An 18,149-nucleotide genomic window follows, 5' to 3' on the forward strand; every position below is an offset into this window, starting at 1 on the left:
AAAGCAACACCGATGACCCAGCAGGAAGTGCGCGCCAAAGTCGCCGCCTTGTCGGCATTTCAGCCGCCGCGCCGCGAATCGCCATGGCGTGGTGTCTTGCGCAGTTTCCTGGCGTCGAAGACCGCGATGTTCGGCCTCGCCGTCGCTGCGCTGCTGATGCTTGCCGCGTTGGCGGCGCCGTGGCTGACGCCGCAGAATCCCTACGACCTGATGCAGCTGGACGTGCTCGATGCGCGTCTGCCGCCCGGCACCGCCAACGGCCTGGGCACCTATACCTACTGGCTGGGCACGGACGGGCAGGGGCGCGATCTGTATTCCGGCATCCTGTACGGCTTGCGCATCAGCGTCGGCATCGGCGTCGGTTCGGCCTTGCTGGCCGGCGTGATCGGTACGCTGGTCGGACTGCTGGCGGCGTATGCCGGCGGCAAGGTCGATGCGCTGCTGATGCGCCTGGCCGACCTGGTGCTGTCGTTCCCGTCCATCCTGGTGTCGATGCTGATCCTGGCGTATCTGGGCAAGGGCATCTTCAACGTCATGGCGACGCTGGTGGTGCTGGAGTGGGCCTACTACGCTCGCACCGCGCGCGGACAAGCGCTGGTCGAGCGGCAAAAGGAATACGTCGAAGCCGCGCGCGGCCTGGGCGTCTCGGGCTGGCGCATCATGGTGCGCCACATCCTGCCGAACTGCCTGCCGCCGCTGATCGTCATCGGCGCCCTGCAAATTGCGCGCGCCATTACGCTGGAGGCGACACTGAGCTTCCTCGGCCTGGGCGTGCCGATTACCGAGCCTTCGCTGGGCCTGCTGATTTCCAACGGTTATCAGTACATGTTGTCGGGCGAATACTGGATCAGTTTCTATCCCGGCATTGCGCTGCTGGTGGTGATCGTGGCGATCAATCTGGTCGGCGATCGCCTGCGCGACGTCATGAATCCAAGGTGGCAAAAATGAGCGGGACCAACTCCGTGCCGACTCTCGAAGTACGCAATCTGCGTACCCACTTTTACACGCCGTCCGGCGTGCTGCCGGCGGTCGACGACGTCTCGCTGACGCTGCAGCGCGGCCGCATCCTAGGGCTGGTGGGCGAATCCGGATCGGGCAAGACCGTGACCGGATTTTCCATTCTCGGTTTGCTGGATGCGCCGGGCCGCATCGTCGGCGGGCAGATTTTGTTCCAGGGCCGCGATCTCGTGACGCTCGACAAGAAGACGCTGCGCAGCCTGCAGGGCAATCGCATCGCCATGATTTTCCAGGATCCGATGATGACGCTGAACCCGGTCCTGCGCGTGGAAGCGCAGATGATCGACGCCGTGCTTGCGCACAGCAAGGTCAGCCGCGAGCAGGCGCGCGAACTGGCGCGCGATACGCTGGGATTGATGGGTATCGCCAGTCCGGACGAACGGCTGCGCGCCTATCCGCATCAGCTATCGGGCGGCATGCGCCAGCGCGTGGCGATTGCGATCGCCATGCTGCACAAGCCCGACCTGATCATCGCCGACGAGCCGACCACCGCGCTCGACGTCACCATCCAGGCGCAGATCCTGTCGGAGGTGCAAAAGCTGGCGCGTCTGAACGGCACCGCGCTGATCTGGATCACGCACGATCTGTCGGTGGTGGCAGGGCTGGCGGACGACATTGCCGTGATGTACTCCGGCCGCATCGTCGAACAAGGCTCAGTCGCCGAGGTGCTCGACCGGCCTCAGCATCCTTACACGCAAGGCCTGATCGGCAGCCTGCCGGGCAACAACCGGCGCGGCCAGCGCCTGCGCCAGATCCCCGGCCTGACGCCGAACCTGCTGCATCTGCCGCCGACCTGCGCATTCGCCGCGCGTTGCGAGCGGGTCAGCGAACAATGCCTGACGCGGCCGGACATTACCGAACCGTTGCCGGGGCATTTCGTGCGCTGTTTCCATCCGGCGAGCCAGGGTCAAACGGCGGAGTTGCAGCATGGATGAGTCAAGCAAAAACACCGTCCCGCTGATCGATGCGCGCCACATCGTCAAACGTTTCGGCGAACGCAAACCACGTCCGTTCGAGCGCCAACTGACGGCGCGCGGCTGGATGCGTCCGGCCGCCGTGACGCAGGCGCTTGACGGCGTCGACCTGCATGTGATGCCGGGCGAAGTAGTCGGCCTGGTCGGCGAGTCCGGCTGCGGCAAGTCGACCCTGGGCCGCATCGTCAGCGGCTTGCTGGCGCCGTCCGCGGGCCAGGTGCTGGTCGATGGCATTGACCGCAAGGACTTCAGCGCACAAGACACCCAGGCGGCGCGCCGCAAGGTGCAGATGATTTTCCAGAATCCCTACGCGAGCCTCAATCCGCGCCTGCGCGTCGACCAGATCGTCGGCGAAGCGGCGCTGATCCACGGCATGACCGACAAGGCCGGGCTCGATGATTACGTCAGCGCGCAATTGCTGCGTGCAGGACTCGATCCGGAGCTGCGCGACCGCTATCCGCATCAGTTCAGCGGCGGCCAGCGCCAGCGCATCGGCATCGCCCGCGCGCTGGCGGTGCAGCCGGCGATGCTGGTTTGCGATGAAGCGGTGGCGGCGCTGGACGTGTCCATCCAGGCGCAGATCCTGAATCTGTTTTCCGACCTGCGCGAGCAACTCGGGCTGACCTATCTGTTCATCAGCCACGACCTCGGCGTAGTCGAGCACGTGTCGGACCGCGTGGTCATCATGTACCTGGGCCGCATCGTCGAAAGCGCCGCCGTCGAAGAACTGTTCGCCCATCCGAATCACCCGTACACCCAGGCCTTGCTGGCCGAGGTGCCGCGTCTGCAGGCGCGCAACAAGTCTTTCACGGCGATCAAGGGCGAAATCCCGAGTCCGCTCAATCCGCCGTCGGGTTGTCATTTCAACCCGCGCTGCCCGCATGCGATGCCGCGTTGCCGGGCGGAGGTTCCGGCGCTGAAGGAAGTCGCGCCGGGTCATTTGAGCGCCTGTCATTTGAACGATCAGTAATAGTTAAAACCGTCAGAACAGTCAGAACAGTCAGACCAGTTAAGAAAAGCAGTTTTATCCCACCCCAACCGAGGATGATGAACATGAAGAAAACCGTACTTTCCAGCCTCCTGGCCGTCGCATTGCTGGGCTTCGGCTCCGCCGGCGCGCAGACCCTGAACATCGCGTTTGCCGATCCGCTGTCGTCGCTCGATCCGCAGCTCAACAACCACGCCGGCGACCGTTCCGTCGACCTGCATTTCTGGGACTTGCTAGTCGAGAACAACTACAACAAGCTGCAACCCGGCCTGGCCGTCAGCTGGAAGAACATCGACGCCAAGACCTGGGAGTTCAAGCTGCGCCCCAACGTCAAGTGGCAGGACGGCAAGCCGTTCACCGCCGACGACGTGATCTTCTCGTACCAGCGCGCACGCGCGGTGCCAGGCAGCGTGGCGACCTTCGCCGGCTACCTGCGCACGGTGGAATCGGTCACCGCCAAGGATCCGCTGACGCTGATCATCAAGACCAACATCGCCAATCCCGACCTGCCGCTGAACCTGGCGTCGGTACACATCGTCAGCAAGCACGTCGGTGAAAAATCGCAAACTGAAAACTACAACAGCGGCGCCGCCATGGTCGGCAGCGGTCCGTACAAATACGTCTCCTATACGCCGGGTGACCGCGTCGTGATGGAACGCAACAACGACTACTGGGGCCAGAAGCAACTCTGGGAAAAGGTCAATTACCGCTACATCAACAACGCCGCCGCACGTACCGCCGCCTTGCTGTCGGGCGATGTCGACGTGATCGACAAGGTCTCGGTGTCCGACCTGGCCAAGCTCAAGCAATCGCCGAACGTCAAGGTGTTCCCGTACAACGGCCTGCGCGTATTGCTGCTGCAACCGACCTTCCATGAAGGCCCGAGCCAGTACATCACCGACAACGCCGGCAAGCAGCTCGACAAGAACCCGCTGCTGGACGCACGCGTGCGCAAGGCCTTGTCGCTGGCGATCAACCGCAAGGCATTGGTCGACCGTATCCTGCAAGGCGCGGCAACCGAAGCCAATCAATGGATGCCGGCCGATACCTTCGGCTACAACCCGGACATCAAGAACATTCCGAACGACGTCAACCAGGCCAAGAAACTGCTGGCCGACGCCGGTTTCCCGCAAGGCTTCAAGCTGACCATTCACGTGCCTAACGACCGCTATCCGCAAGCACCGGAAACCATGCAGGCGGTGGCGCAGTTCTGGACCCGCATCGGCGTGAAGACACAAGTGGAAGTGCTCCCATGGGCTTCGTACTCGGCGCGCGCCAACAAGAACGAGTTTGCCGTCAGCGTGCTGGCATGGGGCAACGGCACCGGCGAGGCGAGCTATGCACTGGTCAACGTGCTGGCAACCGTCGACAGCAAGAAGGGCCTGGGCGCCTCCAACTGGAATCACTACAGCAACCCTGCCATCGACAAGGCGCTGGCCGATTCGACCGCCGAGTTCGATGCCGCCAAGCGTGAAGCGATCCTGCGCAGCGCTGCCAAGATCGTGTCCGACGACGCCGGCATCATCCCGCTGTATCACTATCAAAACATCTGGGCCGCCAAGAAGGGCCTGAAGGTGACGCCGGCCAGCAGCGACCGCACCACCGCGATGATGGTGACGCAGGACAAGAAGTAAATTTGTTGAGGAGTCCGCCATGTCCACGCTGAACATCACCGTCAGTCCCGCCGACGACCTGATCGACGTGCCGCGCCGCATCGTCGTCACCGGCGCGCAGCCGGGCGAGCTGGTGCAGGTCGCCAGCCGCACCGTGCGCGCGGGCGCCGTCTGGCGCAGCAGCGCGCGCTTTGTGGCGGATACGGCAGGGCACGTCGACCTGACGCTGGCGCCGGCGGTGGAGGGCGACTACGCCGGCATTTCCGCCATGGGATTGCTGTGGTCGCAGGCGCCGGAACAGCCGGGCCGTCGCGAGCTGTTCCACGCCGATGTCCTGCAGCCGCTGACGACTTCACTGGAAGCATCCGGCGCCTCCGGCAAAGCGGAGGCGGAACTGATCCAGCGCCTGAGCGGCGACGGCGTGACGCGGCGCGAAGTGCGCGAGCAGGGACTGGTCGGGACCTTGTTCCTGCCGGCCGGTCCGGGCCCGCATCCGGCGGTGATGATCCTCAACGGCTCCGGCGGCGGAATCAACGAACCGCGCGCGGCGCTGTACGCGTCACATGGATATGCCGCGTTTGCGCTGGCGTATTTCAAGGCGCCGGGCTTGTCGGATTACATCTCCAACACGCCGCTCGAGTACTTTGAAAAAGGTCTCGACTGGTTGCGTGCAAGCGTCAAACCGCTCGGTGATTTCGTCGCCATCAGCGGCCAGTCGCGCGGCGGTGAGCTGGTCTTGCTGCTGGGCGCTACCTTCCCGCAGAAAGTTTCGGCGGTGCTGGCTTACGTGCCGAGCGCACTGGTGCACAGCGGCCAGAACGCCTGCGATCCGGCCATCGGCCGCGAAGGGCCGACCTGGCTGCGCGACGGCAAGCCGCTCACGCATCAGTGGGAAAACAACCGTCACGCCAGCTGGGCGCCGTTCGACGACGGTGCGCCGCCGCATCGCCACGTGCTGGCCATGTTGACGGCCTTGCAGGATAAGGAAGCGGTGGCGAAGGCGCGCATCCCGGTTGAACACATCGATGCGCCGGTATTGCTGCTGTCGGCCACCGACGACGGCTCGTGGCCGTCGAGCATCTATTCAAAAATGGTCAGCGACAAGCTGGACGAGGTCGCGCATCCGCACACCGTGGAATGGCACGACTACCAGGACGCCGGCCACGCGATCCTGTTTCCGTACGTGCCGACCACCCAGATCAGTTACGCCCATCCGGTGTCGAAGCGCATCAGCACCGGCGGCGGCGAACCCGCCGCCAACGCGCACGCCGACAAACACTCCTGGCATCACGCGCAGGAGTTTCTCAGGAATGCAATCGGAGCGCATCTTGCGCGCTCCGCGCAGCCATCACGAAAGGAAGTCCCATGACGACGCAAGTGGAATACAACATCGGCAACGATGTCATCGACAAGCTGTCCGGCCTGCAAGCCGGCGGCGCGCTACACGCCTTGCGCCACCAGCGCGAAAAAGTCGCGGTCGCTTCGCAGGGCAGCTATGACGCCTTGTTCGATCCGGCGCTGGAAGGCATCGCTCTGGACGAGCGCCTGCTGGTCGCGTTGTACGCCTGTCGCCTGGCCGGCGCAAGCGAAGTCGCCGCGCATTACCGCGCGCGCCTGGATGCCTTGTCGGCCGATGCGACGCAGATTGCCGTTGCCGCCGGTGGCACGCCGGAACAATTGCCGGAAGGTCGCCTGCGCGCCATGCTGGCTTTCACACGCGCGCTGACCGAGCGTCCGGTGGAAGGCGACAAGGCTGCGTTGCACACCTTGCCTGCAGCCGGCATCAGCACGCCGGCCGTGGTCGCGCTGTCGCAACTGATCGCCTTCATTTCGTACCAGATCCGCGTCGTCGCCGGTCTGACGGCCATGAAACTGGCAAGCAACGAGGAGCAAGCATGAGCACCATCATTAAATCGCAGGGCTTCACCAACGAAGTGCTGGAGTGGGACGCCTGGCTCGACGTCATCGACATCGAGCAAGCCAGCGAAGACCAGATCAAGGTGCTGGAAGAGAGCCACCCCAAGGCCAAGACCTCGGACTATTACCTGTTCCTCGCGCATCAGCCGGAAATCCTGCGCCAGCGTTCGGCCGCCTTCAACGCCATCATGTATGCGCCGGGCGGCATGTCGCGCGCCGAGCGTGAGTTGGGTTCGATGGTGGTGTCGCGCATCAACGGCTGTGTGTATTGCGCCTCCGTGCATGCCCAGCGCTTCGAGCAACTGGCCAAGCGCAACGACACCGTGCAGCAGGTGTTCGATGATCCGTACACCGCCGGCACCGACGCGCGCGAAAAAGCCATTTCGCAATTCTCCATCGACCTGACCAAAAATCCCAACGACGTCAATGCGGCAAGCATCCAGGCGCTCAAGGACGTCGGGTTGAACGAGCAGGAGATCCTCGACCTGATCCACTCGGTCGCCATCTTTGCATGGGCCAACCGTCTGATGTTGAACCTTGGCGAGCCGGTCTTCCCGGCGGCGCAATAATCCAATAATCGAGCAGACAAGGAGAGTCGTATGCTGATACCAGACACCCTGACTTACGCCGAAACACACGAGTGGATCCGGCAAGAGGACGACGGCACGCTGACCGTCGGCATCACCGACTTCGGCCAGGACCAACTCGGGCCGCTGGTGTACGTGCAGACGCCGACGGTCGGCAGTGTGCTCCAGCGCGGCGCCGACGCCGGCGTGGTCGAGTCCAACAAGACTGCGTCCGACGTGCATGCGCCGGTGGCGGGTGAGGTGATTGCCGTCAATGACGAACTCGCCAATACGCCGGAGGCCATCAACGGAGCGCCCTACGAGCAGTGGATTTTCAGGTTGCGGCCGACGGAGACTTTTGATGAATCGCAGTTTCTTGATGCGGCTGCGTACACGAAGATGATCGGCTGATCAGGTCGTCGGTCAGAAGCGACGCGGAGAGTCCTGATTGTCTTGACGGACCCGCGTTTCTCCGTGGAAGCCGGCTTTTTGCGCTTCCATTAGTTTGGTGTCGGACTCAGCGTCGACAGGATGTGCAGCATCTGTCGACTCGATGATTGCTGTAACGATACTGAGCGGGACCACGGCTTCTTCCTTGTCCGGAAGACTGGATGCCAGTGCGGCAACAACTCTCAGACTCGGAAATACATAGATGCGCTGTCCCTTGAAGCCATTGGCGAAATAAAACGGCACACCATTGACCTTTCCGAGCCACCAATGCAGGCCGTAGCGATTGCTGACACCGGGAGCCCAGGCCAGATCGGGATATCTTTCATCAAAAATCCTTGCCCCGTTCCATTCGCCCTTCTGCAAATAAAGCTGTCCTATCTTCAGCATGTCCATTGGACGCAATCGCAGGCCCCAGCCACCGGGGAATCGACCGCCCTGATCGGGAAACCACCAGGCGTAGTTGGACATATGCAGCGGTTCGAACAAGGTCGATTTGGCGAACTCCAACAAGGAGCGATCCGCCAGTGATGCAATCACGGTGCCGGTCATCAGCGCGTCGGCATCCGAATAGTTGAAGCGGGTGCCGGGTTCGGCGATGAATTTTTGTCCGATGGCCAGCGCGACGCGATCCTGCCGCGCGTCATAGATCGGGTTGCTGACCGGATCGTGTTTGTAGTCGAAGCCGGAACTCATCTGCATGAAATTCCTGAGCGTCACGCGCTCCGCATTGCTCCATGCATCGCCGCGCAGGCCCGGTGGTTTCGGGATCAATGTTGCGACCGGAGTGTCGAGGTTCTTGATCTTTCTCTGTAACATCAAGGCGCCGACCAGTGTCGATGAGATCGACTTGGTGACGGAATACATCGCATGGTTATATTGTCTGGCAAGACCATCCTTGTATCGCTCGAACACGATCTTGCAGTCGCGCATGATGATCAGTGCGCGGACGTCGTAGCGTGCCTCGTCCAGCGACGAGATCAGAGAGAGCAGGCGGTCGGACGACATGCTTTCCGCCGACGGTGGTGCCGCATCGAAATTTTCTCCGACGATATCGTGGCAACGTCCGTCATCGGCGAGAGCGTGGCCGATGAAGAACAGCGAGAAGAATAGGGTGAGAATCAATACCTTGACGGGCGATGTCAGGTTGCAATTTATTATTCTAATCATGATCCTGGTGCGCAAAAAACGACGATCGAAGTAGTTCGTTGAGTTGATTTTTGCGCCAAGCATCACATGAAAAACTGACGAATAACTGACTTCTCAAGGCGTCCCGCACGCCGCCTTGATGGAACGCTGGTATCCCTCCGGCAGATTAAGCGGCAAGGCATCAGGAGGAAATATGCCCAGGCGCTTGTGCTCGTGGCTCACCACCGGTGCATAGGGGCCGGTCAGCGTGCAGCGATAGGTGGCGATGAAGACGTGCTTGTCCGGGATCACTTCAAACAGATACGTATCGAGAGGCGCGCCGACGCTGACTTGCAGATCCAGCTCTTCGCGGATTTCGCGGGCCAGGCATTCGGTGGAGGATTCACCGAGTTCAATCCGGCCGCCGGGCAATTCCCATTCATCGCGTTCGTTGAGCAGGAGCACGACGTCGCCGTCCGGCGTCAGCAAGACGCCTTTGACTGACACGGGATAGGCGGCTGAATGCGGGTCGTTCATTTCGTTCATTTCCACATCCCGCGCATGCGCGCTGCCACGTCGACGCGCATCTGCCTTGCATCGGGACGGCCGCTCGGTCCGACGGCGACTACAGGCCAGGCGCTGCTGGTGAAATGCGGCAGCACGCCGGGAGGAATGAAGCGCGTGCGCGACGCATAGACGTGGCGGTCGCCTTGCGCGTGCTGGCCTCCGGTGAAGAACTTCTGCGGCACCATCAGATGGAGGTCGTCCTTGGCGCGCGTCATGGCGACGTAGAGCAGGCGGCGTTCTTCTTCGATCTCATCGGTGCTGCCGGTCGCCAGATCGGCCGGGATGCAGCCGTCGACGACGTTGAGTACATACACCGATTTCCACTCCTGGCCCTTGGATGAATGGATGGTCGACAGGATCAGGTAATCCTCATCCAGCAACGGCACGCCCGACTGGTCGCTGGTGGCGTCCGGCGGATCGAGCGTGAGTTCGGTCAGGAAGCGTTCGCGCGACGGGTAGCCGGAGGCGATCTGTTCCAGTTGCAGGAGGTCGGCCTGACGTGTGGTGGCGTCTTCGTGCTTGCGTTCCAGATGCGGCGCGTACCAGCTGCGCGCATGGGCGATCTCGCCGGGCCAGCCGGTCTTGCCTTGCGCCATGAATTGCAGCACCTCGACGAAGCCGCGCCAGTCGTCGCCGCTGCGTGGCGGCGCCGGCAATTCGGACAGCGCGGCAATCGGATCGGCATGCGTGGCCATGGCTTCCAGCACCTTTTGCGCCGAGCCCGGACCGACGCCGGGCAATAGCTGCATCAGGCGGAAGCCGGCCACGCGGTCGCGCGGATTCTGCACGAAACGCAGCATCGCCAGCATGTCCTTGACGTGCGCGCTGTCGAGGAATTTGAGGCCGCCGAATTTGACGAAGGGGATGTTCCGGCGCACCAGTTCGATCTCCAGCGGGCCGCTGTGATCGGAGGCGCGGAACAGCACCGCCTGGTCCTTCAGCGTGCTGCCGGCTTCACGGTTCTCGAGGATGCGTTCGACGATGTAGCGCGCCTGGTCGGCTTCGTCGCGCACCGACACCAGTTGCGGCTTGTGGTCGGAGACGCGCTCAGTCCACAGGTTTTTGGTGAAGCGTTCCAGCGCCTTGTCGATGACGCTGTTGGCGGCGGCCAGGATAGGTTGCGTCGAGCGGTAGTTGCGGTCCAGCGTGACGATGTCGGCGGGTGGATCGAAGGCGCGGGGAAAGTCGAGGATGTTGCGCACCGTGGCCGCACGGAACGAGTAGATCGCCTGCGCGTCGTCGCCGACCACGGTGAGGCCGCGGCCGTCCGGTTTCAGTGCGAGCAGGATCGACGACTGCAGGCGGTTGGTGTCCTGGTATTCGTCCACCAGCACGTGGTCGAAGCGCGCACCGATGTCGTCGGCCAGCACGCGCTCGCCGATGGTCTGCGCCCAGTACAGCAGCAGGTCGTCGTAGTCGAGCACGTTGTGGGCCTGCTTGGCTTCGACATAGGCCCCGAACAGCGTGCGCAGTTGTGCCTCCCATTCAGCGCACCAGGGAAATACCTTGTGCAGGATGCTGTCCAGCGGCGCTTCCGAATTGACCACGCGCGAGTAGATGGCCAGGCAGGTGGCCTTGAGCGGGAAGCGCTTTTCAGTCTTCGACAAGCCCAGTTCGTGCCGCACCAGGTTCATGAGGTCGGCCGAATCTTCGCGGTCGTGGATGGAGAAGTTGGGATCGAGTCCGATCTGGTCGGCGTATTCGCGCAGAATCTGGGCGCCGATACCGTGGAAGGTGCCGGCCCAGGACAAGGCGTCGGCCATGATGCGACCGTTGGCGCCGAGCGCTTCGCCACAGATGCGCTGGACCCGACGCGTCATTTCTGCGGCGGCGCGGCGCGAAAAAGTCATCAGTAAAATGCGGCGCGGATCGGCGCCGTTGACGATCAGATGGGCAACCCGGTGCGCCAGGGTATTGGTCTTGCCCGAACCGGCGCCGGCGATCACCAGCAAAGGGCGGCCAGGCTCCGGAGATGTGGCCTGCTGTCCCGGCAGTCGGGAGACGATGCCGAATTCCACCGCCTGGCGTTGTTCGGGGTTGAGTTTTTCCAGATAGTCGACGTTCATGCTGAGCCTTGGTGTGGCGGCAAAAAGAAGCTATTTTACTGGTGTTTTATACAGTCATTGGCGGCGGTTACAAAAAAGAAGGCAGGGCGAAAAGATGTACTTCAGAGGACTGCCAAAATCATTTGCAAAGTGATGAAAGACCGACAATGGATTCTTTCGCGCTACTGTCTATACTGGTTTGGTTGCTCTTTGCGCATCTGCTTCAGGGACGGGCCGATGATGCGGCGATTATGCTGCAATGCCAGAACTGGCGCGGCTTCCAAGCTACCCGTGATATTGCGGATTCACTGCAGGAAGTGCTTGTGCAAGCCACAGCCAATTGGTTAGAATTTCCTTCCGACAACTTCATCTTGAGGTGCTGCCATGGATAAGACTCTCGCTCTGCTCGATTGTTTGGTGCAACTCAAGGAAGCGCAGAGCTGCGCCGATGCCTTGCTGTCCGATATCGTCGCCGATGCCGTACGCGCCAACAGAGGCCACGGCGGCGTACCCAAGCCGGCGACCCTGAAAGCCTTCCGCAACGCGCTCAAATCCGCCAACACGCACTGCTACCAGGCCGAGCTGATCCTGGCGGAATTCGACGCCCTGCAAACCATCATGCCGATCGGCCAGCAACAGCCGATACGCACGGTGACTTACAGCGTCTGAGTTCTGAGCGTCTTAGTTCTGCGCCGGGCTTCCTGTCCGATTGCAAGGTTCGCGTGGTGGTGCGTGTCTATGCACGCCCACCGGCAAACAATTCCCGCATATAGACCTGCAAGGTATCGCCGGAATCCGTCCGAAGTTTGGCGTAGCGACATGACCGGCGGCATCCCGGGCAGGCCACGCGTTGTTCCTGAATCGGGCGCGCGCCATTGACGAGTCGCTCCACGATGGCACCGCAACGCGGACAGCTCAGTACGACATCCGGACGTGTTGATGCAACGGCAGAGGTGATCGCTGGCGGGAGAGATGCGGTCATGGATGTTTGTTGTTGTGGTTGTCAGGCATCGGAGCGAAATGCCGGATCATCCTAGACGGCTTTGCCCGGCCTGTCTGTCGCACAAAGTGGTGACAAGGAGGCGCAGGATTTTGTGGCAACATGCCAGTGACCGCCATTGCGCAACATGACGACAAGACCTGCAAGCCTTGCGAGGCCGCCATTGCAGACACCCGGCGATGCTTCCCGACGAGAACCTTCCTGGTCTGCACCATTCTTCCGGACCGTCCGAAATACACCGCCGCAGGAACATTCTTGCCACACGGCACTCTCACAGGCTGCTCGTTGTATTTTGCTCGTTGTTTTATGGCGCGTTTAGTCCGTTCGGGTGACAGACCGCAGCGCAGTTTGTGTCTACAATGGATCGGCAGGCACGCAGCTTGCATTCGTTTTCTGCAGCGATGGCGACAAGGACGCACCCGGTACATTCCAACACAGGCATTCCGGAGGTAAATTGCGGCGCGGATTTTCATTCAAGGCAAAATGGCCCAAGATCCTGATTCAGGACGGCTGGGGTCTGTCCGCCTGTTTCGTGCTGCTGTCTTCTTTGGTGCTGGTGGTGATCTGGGGCATCACCCTGACGCATGTCTCCAGCGAAAAGAAGCTGGCCATGGAAAGCGCCTCTTCCGAAAGCCGCAACATGGCCGCCATCATGGCCGCCAATCTCAACGACCGTCTCAGCCGCGCCGGACAGTACGCCACCGTGGGCAGCAAAGTGCTCGACGGCGACAGCACTGCAGCCGATTACCTGGGCCTGCTGTTCAACGGTGACAGCGCCTACGTGCGCGCCGCCGTCTTCGACGACCAGATGCGCCTGCGCTATTCCTCTGCCGGTCTGCCCGAAGAAAGCGAATTCGCGCAGTTGCTGGAGCGCGCCTACCCCCAGGCAGCCTCGGGCGCGGATGTACCGAAAGCCGGCACGGTCCTGTTCGGCAAGACCGACAGCCACAACTGGCGCATGCCGATGCTGATCGCCTTGCAAGCGCCGAAGACCGGCGCACGCGGCTATCTGGTCGCGATACTCGATCTGGGGCGTTTCCTGCACGACTACCAGCAGATCGGCGACGGCTATCTGATTTCCGTCAACAGCGGTACGGGGGCGCCGCTGGTGGCGCTCAATGACCGCCGGCTGCTGATCGGCGACAACAGTGCAGCATCCATGTCCGCTTCCAGCGTCAGCAACCTGCAGAAACTTCTCGCCTATCCGCTCAGCGTGAGCGTGACCATCGATCCGGATTCGGTGGTCTCCGACCTGACACAATCGCATGACGAATATGTGCGCTACGCCATCGTCATCTCCATCGCGGTGGTGACGTTGACGCTGATCCTGATCGGGATTTCTTACCACCGCAAGAAACTGTACGAGCGCTTGGCGCGTTCCGAGCGCGAAAAGATTTGCCTCATCGAGCAATTGGAAAAGGAAAAGACACGCGCCTATCAACTGGCTTCGCATGACTATCTGACCGGAATTCCCAACCGCATGCTGTTCAGCGAACTGGCCGGTGCCGAGCTGTCGCGCGCCAAGCGCAGCCCGAATCTGTACGCCTTGTTTTTCATCGACCTGGACGGCTTCAAGCCGATCAACGACACGCTCGGCCACGCGGTGGGCGACCTGCTGCTGAAAGCGGTGGCGCAGCGCCTGTGCACCAACCTGCGTGAATACGACCTGGTGGCGCGCCTGGGCGGCGACGAATTCGTGGTCCTGCTCTCCGATATCAAGTACCAGAGCCAGATCGCCGACATCGCCGACAAATTGATCAAGGCCGTCGGCGCGCCGTATCTCAATCTCGGCGGCCATGAAGTCGGAACCAGCCTGAGCATCGGCATCGCGCTGTATCCCGACGACGGCCACACCGTCGACGAGTTGTTGTCCAAGGCCGATGCGGCCATGTATGCCGCCAAGAAAGCCGGCAAGGGCGCTTACCGTTTCCACGACAGCAGCATCCACAGCGGCATGCAGGGACGCCTGCCTTCAACCGCTACACGTTACTTGTCTGCCTGACGCGATTTCAGTTGTTTCAGGAAAGCGCGCACTACCGGTGACTTTTCGTGCTTGCGCGACGCCAGCGCGATCGCACCCGGAATGATCTTTCCCTCAATCTGCCGATACGTCACGCCCGGCATGTTCACGCGCTGCATTACCGACGCCGGCACGATTGCCACTCCCTGGCCCAGCGACACCAGCGTCACCACTGCCACCAGTCCGCCCGGATTGGGCAAGGTGCGCGGTACGAAACGGCCGCGCCTGGCTACTTCCATGGTGCCGGAAGCCTGCTCGGGCAAGATGAAATGTTCCGCAGCGAGTGCGGCTGCCGGCACTGTTTCATGCTGCGCCAACGGAGAATTCTCCGGGAGCGCCGCGACGAAATCGTCATACAGCAAGGTCATGAAACTGACGTCGGCCGGGCAGGGTACCGGCGGCCGGATAAACGCGAGATCGAGGCTGCCGTTGCTGACGCTGACGGGCAAGGTATCCATAGGCGCTTCGATAAGGTTGAGCTGCACCAGCGGATAGTCGGCGCGAAAGCGCGCCACTTCGGTTTGCAGCAAGCCGGAATACGCCGCAGAAGCGATGTAGCCGATCTCGATGCGGCCGATCTCGCCGCGCCCGGCGCGACGTGCGGCGTCTTCCGCGCGTGCAGCCTGTTGCAGCGTGCGCAGCGCCTCCTCCAGGAATACCTCGCCGGCCGACGTCAGGCTGACCGAGCGCTTGGTGCGCTGGAACAGGCGAACGTCCAGCAGGCGCTCGATTTCCTGTATCTGCTTGGTCAGCGCGGGTGGCGAAATGCCGAGCTGTTCGGCGGCGCGGGCAAAGTGCAATGTTTCGGCGACAGCGGTGAAACAGCGGAAGTGACGAAGCTCCATGGCGTTCTCCAATGATCCAATGGTCCAACACTTCAATTAACCTGAAAGAAATTAAATAGCATTTTAACTGTAATAAAGATAATTATCGGCGGCATTAGAATGTCCTGAATACTTTCACCAGGAGTCTTTCATGCCTTTGCGCCGCATCACTGCCGTTCTCTTCATGTGCCTTTCAGGCGCCGGACTGATCCACACCGCCTCCGCCCAGCAAGCGGGCGCCGCGCCGGTTGCCGTCAAACGCATCCTGACGCTGGACAGCGCCAAGGCCATCCTCGCCGCCGCCCATGAAGAAGCGCGCAAGAACGGCTGGCCCGGCGCCATTGCCGTGGTCGATGACGGCGGCTGGCTGATCGCTTCCGAACGCATGGATAATGCCGCCACGACTGTCGGCCCGGTAGTCGCCGCCGAAAAGGCGCGCACCGCTGCGCTGTTCAAGCGGCCCTCCGCCGATCTTGAGAACGCCATCAACAACGGCCGTCCCGCCGCCATCACTGCGCCCGGCCTGGTGATGATGGAAGGCGGCCTGCCCATCGTGGTCGACGGCCAGGTGATCGGGGCCATCGGCGTCAGCGCCGACACCAAGGCGCACGACAGCCTGATTGCACGCGCCGGCCTTGCCGCCGTCAAGCCGTAAAGATGAGGAAGCCGTGATCCTGCCATGAGCAACATTCAGACTTCCAGCCATGCCGACGCGACTGATGAAGCGCGCCGTCGCAAGGAGCGCAACATCCTGCTGATCTGCTCCAGCGTATGCGCACTGATCGTGCTCGACACCAACATCGTCGCCGTCTCGCTGCCGTCAGTGGCGCGCTCGCTGCACGCCGATTTCAGCGACATCGAATGGATCGTCAGCGCCTACATGCTGGCGTTTGCGTCCTTGCTGTTGCCGGCCGGCAGCCTGGCCGACCGCTTCGGCCGCAAGCGCATGATGCTGCTGGGCCTAGGTTTGTTCGCCATGGCTTCGCTCGGTTGTGGGCTGGCCTGGTCGGCCGGCGCATTGCAGATTGCGCGCGCGGTCAAGGGCGTTGGCGCCGCGATGCTGCTGACTTCGGCGCTGGCGGTGATCGGTCACGTGTTCCATACGGAAAAAGATCGTACCCACGCATGGGCCGTGTGGGGCGCCTGCATGGGCGTGTCGATGACGGTGGCGCCGTTGCTGGGCGGGGTGATTACGCAATTGCTCGGTTGGCGCTGGATCTTCCTGCTCAATTTGCCGGTGTGCCTGTGCCTTGGCATGCTGGTGTATCGCGAGGTGGCTGAATCGGGCGACGCCAACGCCGCACGCCTGGACCCCTGGGGCAGCCTGTTGCTGAGCGGCGGCCTGGGCTGCGTGATCTGGGCGCTGATCAACGCCAACGCGGCCGGCTGGAGCAGCGCCGCAACCTTGCTGCGCGCCGGCGGCGGCGTGTTGATGCTGGTCTTGTTCGTGCCGGTGGAACTGATGCAGAAGCGGCCCATGATCGACCTGCGCCTGTTTCGTCATGCGCCGTTCGTCGGCGCGGTGTTGGCGATGTTTGGCTACGCCAGCTCGGCGCAGGTGATGATGACTTTCCTGCCGCTGTACCTGCAAAACGCTTTCTCCTACTCGGCCATCGTAGCCGGTCTGGCGATGCTGCCGTTTGCACTGGCGATGATGATCTTCCCACGTGTCGGCGCTGCGCTGACGCGCTACATGCCGCTGCACGGCGTGATGGGGCTGGGCATGGCGCTGGTATGCGCCGGCAACGTGCTGGTGGCGATCGCGGCGTATGCCGGGACCTACTGGATGGTGCTGGCCGGCATGCTGGTCACCGGCAGCGGCGCCGGCCTGCTCAACGGCAACACGCAGAAAGCCATCATGAACTGCGTGCCGCGCGAGCGCACCGGCATGGCTTCCGGCATCAGCACCACCACGCGTTTTGCCGCCATCGTGCTGGCGATTGCCTGCCTCGGCTGCGTGCTGACGGTACGCACCGGCAGTTATCTCAAAGACGGATTGACCGGCGCCAACTTGCCACAGCCGGCTGGCTTTACCGATGTGGTCGAGCGCATCGTCGCCGGCGACAGCGCAGCGGCCTTGCCGGCGCTGGGCAACAGCCTGGAGGCACTGCATATCGCGCAGACCGGCTTTGCCCATGCGTTTGCCTTGCTGATGCTGGCGGCTGCTGCAATCGCCGCCGTGTCGGGCGTGTTGTTGTTCCGACTGATGGGCCGCCGCAAAAATACGTCGATTGACGCAATACCGGTTTAAAAAAGGGAATTCATATGACGACGCTGCAATCCAAACAAACAGAGAAACGTTCGTTCTTCGCCACGCTGGCGGCGGTGTTCTGGTCCTTTGTCGGACTGCGCCGCCTTGCCGATTACGAGAAGGACGCGACCTCGTTCAATCCGTTTTATGTGATTGGCGCCGGCGTGGTCGGCGTCGGTATTTTCATTGCGGTGCTGCTGGTCGTGGTGAAACTGGTAGTCGCCTAGCAAAGAGGCGTGTCGACCTTGCCTTTGCGTTGTTTTTATTGAGGGAGTATTGCCATGGACAACAAATCCGTACAGCACTTCTTGCGCACTTACGGCAGGGCCGGCAACGCCGCCACGCTTCACCGACAGCGCGCGTCGGCGTTCATACTGGCGACCTTGCTGATGTTCTCATTCGCCGCCCACATGGCCGAACTGGACATGGCGTTGCTGCGCATGCTGGCGCAGCTGGGGACCGATTGCGTCTGGTGTTCGGTGATGCCGTATTGACCTCATGTGGACAGCGAGCGCAGGAAGACCCAGGGATAGATCCCGCGGTCGTGTCCGTCGCTGAACACCAGCTGCACGCCATATTCGCCCACCGGACGGATATCGGCCAGCTGGATGTCGTCCTGCACCGTCAAGGCCTCGCCTGAATTGCGGCGGATGGTTTTGCAATCGGCGCACTGGCATTGTCCGCGCAGCAAGGCATGCGTCAGCGCCTGCTGGGCACTGTCGTCCCACTCGATATGCAGGGTGGCCGAAGGCTTGTGGTTGCGGAGGCTGAGCGGATGCGCCATGGGATTTT

The 18,149-nt window shown here is 62.1% G+C and carries 20 protein-coding genes; 15 read left to right on the forward strand and 5 right to left on the reverse strand.

Going from position 1 to position 18,149, the window contains the following annotated elements; genetic code table 11:
• Window positions 1-12 precede the first annotated feature (12 nt).
• The 8 genes from E4P32_RS05595 to gcvH all read left to right on the forward strand — a co-directional run bounded on the left by E4P32_RS05595 (window position 13) and on the right by gcvH (window position 7,486).
• Window positions 13-948: an ABC transporter permease gene (locus tag E4P32_RS05595; RefSeq protein WP_116433889.1), complete on the forward strand. Its 936-nt coding sequence runs from the start codon at window positions 13-15 to the stop codon at window positions 946-948.
• Entirely contained in the window at window positions 945-1,952 is a 1,008-nt protein-coding gene (locus E4P32_RS05600; protein ID WP_116432872.1) for an ABC transporter ATP-binding protein, read from the forward strand. The genes E4P32_RS05595 and E4P32_RS05600 overlap by 4 nt, the downstream gene beginning before the upstream one ends.
• Entirely contained in the window at window positions 1,945-2,961 is a 1,017-nt protein-coding gene (locus E4P32_RS05605; protein WP_116432871.1) for an oligopeptide/dipeptide ABC transporter ATP-binding protein, read from the forward strand. The genes E4P32_RS05600 and E4P32_RS05605 overlap by 8 nt, the downstream gene beginning before the upstream one ends.
• 83 nt (window positions 2,962-3,044) lie before the next feature.
• The gene (locus E4P32_RS05610; protein WP_116433888.1) at window positions 3,045-4,613 is read left to right on the forward strand and encodes an ABC transporter substrate-binding protein; all 1,569 of its coding nucleotides are present in this window, start codon (window positions 3,045-3,047) and stop codon (window positions 4,611-4,613) included.
• Window positions 4,614-4,632: 19 nt separating this feature from the next.
• Window positions 4,633-5,961, forward strand: a complete 1,329-nt coding sequence (locus E4P32_RS05615; RefSeq protein WP_116432870.1) for an acyl-CoA thioester hydrolase/BAAT C-terminal domain-containing protein — start codon at window positions 4,633-4,635, stop codon at window positions 5,959-5,961.
• Window positions 5,958-6,491: a CMD domain protein gene (locus E4P32_RS05620; RefSeq protein WP_116432869.1), complete on the forward strand. Its 534-nt coding sequence runs from the start codon at window positions 5,958-5,960 to the stop codon at window positions 6,489-6,491. The genes E4P32_RS05615 and E4P32_RS05620 overlap by 4 nt, the downstream gene beginning before the upstream one ends.
• Window positions 6,488-7,078 carry a peroxidase-related enzyme gene (locus tag E4P32_RS05625; protein WP_116432868.1) on the forward strand — a complete coding sequence of 197 codons (591 nt, stop codon included), beginning with the start codon at window positions 6,488-6,490 and terminating at the stop codon, window positions 7,076-7,078. Before E4P32_RS05620 ends, E4P32_RS05625 begins: the two co-directional genes overlap by 4 nt.
• 30 nt (window positions 7,079-7,108) lie before the next feature.
• A complete protein-coding gene (gcvH, locus tag E4P32_RS05630; RefSeq protein WP_116432867.1) occupies window positions 7,109-7,486 on the forward strand; it encodes a glycine cleavage system protein GcvH in 378 nt (125 codons plus the stop codon).
• A gap of 12 nt (window positions 7,487-7,498) precedes the next feature.
• Here the strand turns inward: gcvH and E4P32_RS05635 are convergent, their stop codons facing one another.
• From E4P32_RS05635 to E4P32_RS05645, 3 genes are all read right to left on the reverse strand, one after another.
• Window positions 7,499-8,647 carry a serine hydrolase gene (locus E4P32_RS05635; protein ID WP_116432866.1) on the reverse strand — a complete coding sequence of 383 codons (1,149 nt, stop codon included), beginning with the start codon at window positions 8,645-8,647 and terminating at the stop codon, window positions 7,499-7,501.
• Window positions 8,648-8,785: 138 nt separating this feature from the next.
• The gene (locus E4P32_RS05640; RefSeq protein WP_233526553.1) at window positions 8,786-9,196 is read right to left on the reverse strand and encodes an NUDIX domain-containing protein; all 411 of its coding nucleotides are present in this window, start codon (window positions 9,194-9,196) and stop codon (window positions 8,786-8,788) included.
• Complete coding sequence (locus E4P32_RS05645) at window positions 9,193-11,283, reverse strand: ATP-dependent helicase (protein WP_116432865.1); 2,091 nt, start codon at window positions 11,281-11,283, stop codon at window positions 9,193-9,195. The genes E4P32_RS05640 and E4P32_RS05645 overlap by 4 nt, the downstream gene beginning before the upstream one ends.
• Window positions 11,284-11,294: 11 nt before the next feature.
• On the opposite strand from E4P32_RS05645, the gene E4P32_RS05650 reads away from it, so the two are divergent.
• The 3 genes from E4P32_RS05650 to E4P32_RS05660 all read left to right on the forward strand — a co-directional run bounded on the left by E4P32_RS05650 (window position 11,295) and on the right by E4P32_RS05660 (window position 14,264).
• Window positions 11,295-11,654, forward strand: coding sequence for a hypothetical protein (locus E4P32_RS05650; protein WP_135008707.1), 360 nt, complete (start codon window positions 11,295-11,297; stop codon window positions 11,652-11,654).
• The gene (locus E4P32_RS05655) at window positions 11,647-11,931 is read left to right on the forward strand and encodes a hypothetical protein (protein WP_116432863.1); all 285 of its coding nucleotides are present in this window, start codon (window positions 11,647-11,649) and stop codon (window positions 11,929-11,931) included. The genes E4P32_RS05650 and E4P32_RS05655 overlap by 8 nt, the downstream gene beginning before the upstream one ends.
• A 785-nt stretch (window positions 11,932-12,716) precedes the next feature.
• A complete protein-coding gene (locus tag E4P32_RS05660; RefSeq protein ID WP_116432862.1) occupies window positions 12,717-14,264 on the forward strand; it encodes a GGDEF domain-containing protein in 1,548 nt (515 codons plus the stop codon).
• Here the strand turns inward: E4P32_RS05660 and E4P32_RS05665 are convergent.
• Window positions 14,249-15,127 carry a LysR family transcriptional regulator gene (locus E4P32_RS05665; RefSeq protein ID WP_116432861.1) on the reverse strand — a complete coding sequence of 293 codons (879 nt, stop codon included), beginning with the start codon at window positions 15,125-15,127 and terminating at the stop codon, window positions 14,249-14,251. The genes E4P32_RS05660 and E4P32_RS05665 overlap by 16 nt on opposite strands.
• A 130-nt stretch (window positions 15,128-15,257) precedes the next feature.
• On the opposite strand from E4P32_RS05665, the gene E4P32_RS05670 reads away from it, so the two are divergent.
• Genes E4P32_RS05670 through E4P32_RS05685 form a run of 4 tightly spaced genes read left to right on the forward strand, consistent with a single transcriptional unit; the run spans window position 15,258 to window position 17,851 of the window.
• On the forward strand, window positions 15,258-15,761 hold the full coding sequence (locus E4P32_RS05670; protein ID WP_116432860.1) for a heme-binding protein: 504 nt from the start codon (window positions 15,258-15,260) through the stop codon (window positions 15,759-15,761).
• A gap of 24 nt (window positions 15,762-15,785) precedes the next feature.
• Entirely contained in the window at window positions 15,786-17,357 is a 1,572-nt protein-coding gene (locus E4P32_RS05675; RefSeq protein WP_116432859.1) for an MFS transporter, read from the forward strand.
• 14 nt (window positions 17,358-17,371) lie between these two features.
• Window positions 17,372-17,584: a DUF2970 domain-containing protein gene (locus E4P32_RS05680; RefSeq protein WP_116432858.1), complete on the forward strand. Its 213-nt coding sequence runs from the start codon at window positions 17,372-17,374 to the stop codon at window positions 17,582-17,584.
• Between the two features lie 54 nt (window positions 17,585-17,638).
• Window positions 17,639-17,851, forward strand: a complete 213-nt coding sequence (locus tag E4P32_RS05685; RefSeq protein ID WP_116432857.1) for a hypothetical protein — start codon at window positions 17,639-17,641, stop codon at window positions 17,849-17,851.
• A 2-nt stretch (window positions 17,852-17,853) separates the two neighbouring features.
• Here E4P32_RS05685 and E4P32_RS05690 read toward each other — a convergent pair whose 3' ends face one another.
• Window positions 17,854-18,141 (reverse strand): gamma-butyrobetaine hydroxylase-like domain-containing protein, encoded by a 288-nt coding sequence (locus E4P32_RS05690; protein WP_116432856.1) that lies wholly within the window; start codon window positions 18,139-18,141, stop codon window positions 17,854-17,856.
• Between the last annotated feature and the right edge of the window lie 8 nt (window positions 18,142-18,149).

It is taken from the genome of Herbaspirillum sp. 3R11 (assembly GCF_004563925.1).
Classification (GTDB): domain Bacteria; phylum Pseudomonadota; class Gammaproteobacteria; order Burkholderiales; family Burkholderiaceae_D; genus Herbaspirillum.